The organism is Acidisphaera rubrifaciens HS-AP3 (genome assembly GCF_000964365.1).
GTDB classification, from domain to species: Bacteria; Pseudomonadota; Alphaproteobacteria; order Acetobacterales; family Acetobacteraceae; genus Acidisphaera; species Acidisphaera rubrifaciens.
On record NZ_BANB01000534.1, the window covers coordinates 1 to 2,780 of the forward strand.

The following is a 2,780-nucleotide window of genomic DNA, read 5'->3' on the forward strand; positions in this document are numbered from 1 at the left end:
GACGGCCGCGGCCAGGATCACCGCCGGGGGCCCGGCCCGCGTTGCGGCCGGGCGGACGCTAGGCCGTGCCGCCCGGCGCATCGCCGGAGAGAAGCGAGCGTCCGGTCATCGCCGCCGGCTGCGGCAGACCCATCAGCGCCAGCAGCGTGGGCGCGATGTCGGACAGCCGGCCGTCGTGCAGCCGCGCGCCGGCGGGACAGCCGGCCAGCAGCACCGGGACCGGGTTGGTCGTGTGCGCCGTATGCGGGCCGCCGGTCACCGGGTCGCGCATCATCTCGCAATTGCCGTGATCCGCCGTCACCAGCAGCGCCCCGCCCGCCGCCGCGATCGCCTCGGCGATGCGCCCCAGGCTGGCGTCCACCGTCTCCACCGCGCGGATCGCCGCCTCCAGGCTGCCGGTGTGGCCCACCATGTCGGGATTGGCGAAGTTGAGCACGATCAGGTCATAGCGGCCGGACCCGATCGCCTCGACCGCCCGCGCGGTCAGCTCCGGCGCCGACATCTCCGGCTGCAGATCATAGGTCGCGACCTTGGGCGACGGGACCATGATCCGGTCCTCGCCCACGCTCGGCGTCTCCCGGCCGCCGTTGAGGAAATACGTGACGTGCGGATACTTCTCCGTCTCCGCCATGCGCAGCTGCGTCCGGCCGGCGGCGGCCGCCACGTCGCCCAGCAGGTCGTGCATCGGTTGCGGCGGGAACAGGGCGCCGAGCAGCGGCGCCAGCACGTCGCTGTACTGGGTCATGCCGGCCGCCGCCGCAAAGCGCACCATGCGCGGCCGCGCGAACCCGTCGAAGGCCGGATCGACCAGCGCGCCCAGGATCTCGCGCACCCGGTCGGCGCGGAAGTTGAAACACAGAAGGCTGTCGCCGTCGGCCATGCCGGCATAGGCGCCGACCCGGGCCGGCACGATGAACTCGTCCGTCACGCCGCGGCCATAGGCATCGTCGATGACCGAGGCGGCGTCCGCGAAGGCAGGCGCCTGCCCCTCGGCCAGCGCGATATAGGCTTTCTGCTCCCGGTCCCAGCGCCGGTCGCGATCCATCACGTAGTACCGGCCGGAGACGGTCCCGATCGGCACGTCGGCCGGCAGGGCGTCCTGGAGATCGCGCAGGTAGCCGGCCCCGGCCTGCGGCGGCGTGTCGCGGCCGTCGGTGATGACATGCATCACCACCGGTATCCCGGCGCGCCGCAGGATGCCGGCCAGCGCCGCGGCATGGCGCTGATGGCTGTGCACCCCGCCGGGCGAGACGAGGCCGAGCAGGTGGCAGGCGCCGCCGCTCGCGCGTGTCGCCTCGATCAGCGCGCGCAGCGCCTCGGCACGTTCGATGGAGCCGTCCTCGATCGCCGCGTCGATGCGCGGCAGTTCCTGCATGACGACGCGGCCCGCGCCGATGTTGAGGTGCCCGACCTCGCTGTTGCCCATCTGGCCGTCCGGCAGGCCGACATCGCGCCCGGATGTCCGCAGGAAAGCATGGGGACTGTCGTGCCACAGACGGTCGAAGGCCGGCGTGCGGGCGAGCAGCACCGCGTTGTCCGCCCGCTCCTCGCGCCAGCCCCAGCCGTCGAGGATCACCAGCATCACGGGGCGGGGCGGGCGTGTGGACATGCCCCGCTATAGCGGCCCGCGCGGTGCCGCAACAAGCGCGGGCGGTCCCGGAACGGTCCCGGAAGCGCCCGCGCGCCGCAGGTCAGAACTGCCTGAGCAACCGGTTGATGTAGTCCAGCTCTTCCTGCGGGCGCGTCCGCTGGGCGCCGCGACGGCGCAGCTCGTCCTGGATGGCGCGGGTGCGCTGGCGTTCCATCTGCTCGGGGACCACCACGTCGTTGCCCTCGTCGGCGCCGGTGGTGCCCTGTCCCATCTCCCGCCCGAGCGGGTCGCGCCGGTCGTTGTGGCTGCGGCGATGATCGCCGCCGCGGGCGCTCTGGCCGTCGGACTGGCTGTCGTCGTCCTCCATGCCGCCGCCCTGATCCCCGGCCTGGTCGCTGTCCTGCTGCTGCTCGCCCTGCTGCTGGCTGCCGTTCTGCCCGGGACCGAACTGGCGTGTCAGCTGCTGGCTCATGTCCTTGCCGCTTTTCTGCAGCGCCTCGATCACCCGCTGCTCGGCGGCGGCGGCCTGCTGATCGCGCCCGGCCGCCAGCGCGGTCGCCGCGTCGCGCATCCCGCCATCGGCATCGCCCAGGGGTTGCGGGATCTTGCCGGTCAGGTCGCCGAACTGCTGCATCAGCTCGCCGAGCGCGCGGCGCAACGCCTTCTGCACCACCACGTCGGTATCGCGCACGGCAAGCTGATCGGCGGTGAGCGGTGGCGGCGGCAGGGGCTCGCCGGTGAGGCTGTCGATCTGTCCGCCGGTGGAGCGGGCCTGGCTGTGGTCGAGCAGCCCACCCTCGCGCTGGATCAGGTCCTGCAGCGCGCTCATCTGCTTGCGCCCCTCGCGGCGATGCTCGGCATTGGCCGTGTCGCCCGGACGGGGGCCCCGCTTCGCCTCGCGCAGCTGCTGCAGCATCTTCTCGAGCTGCGCCATCTTGTCGCGCGCCTCCTGCATCCGGCCCTCGCGCGTCGCCTGCTCGGCTTCGCGGGCCGTCTGCTGCATCTGCTGCCCGTCCGGCCGCGCGGCATTGGGCGGGCGGGCCTGCGACCCCTGATCGCGACGGGCCTGCTCGGCGAGCGCGCGGAGATGCTGTTCGATCGCGCGTTGCAGCGCCTCCAGCTTCCGCTCGGCCTCGGCGCGATGGGCGTCGTCGGGGGTGCGGGCCGCGCGGTCGAGCGCATCGCGCGC

The 2,780-nt window shown here is 73.5% G+C and carries 2 protein-coding genes; both read right to left on the reverse strand.

The window, feature by feature from the left end; genetic code table 11:
• Window positions 1–58: 58 nt before the first annotated feature.
• Window positions 59–1,609: a 2,3-bisphosphoglycerate-independent phosphoglycerate mutase gene (gene gpmI, locus B8460_RS14205; RefSeq protein ID WP_048862269.1), complete on the reverse strand. Its 1,551-nt coding sequence runs from the start codon at window positions 1,607–1,609 to the stop codon at window positions 59–61.
• An 82-nt stretch (window positions 1,610–1,691) separates the two neighbouring features.
• Window positions 1,692–2,780 (reverse strand): DUF4175 family protein (locus B8460_RS14210; protein ID WP_048862270.1); only part of this gene is annotated, 1,089 nt, incomplete at its 5' end.

Excerpts from the sequence above, each read along its gene's own strand:
- gpmI (WP_048862269.1), bottom strand. The coding sequence starts at position 1,609 with ATGTCCACACGCCCGCCCCGCCCCGTGATGCTGGTGATCCTCGACGGC.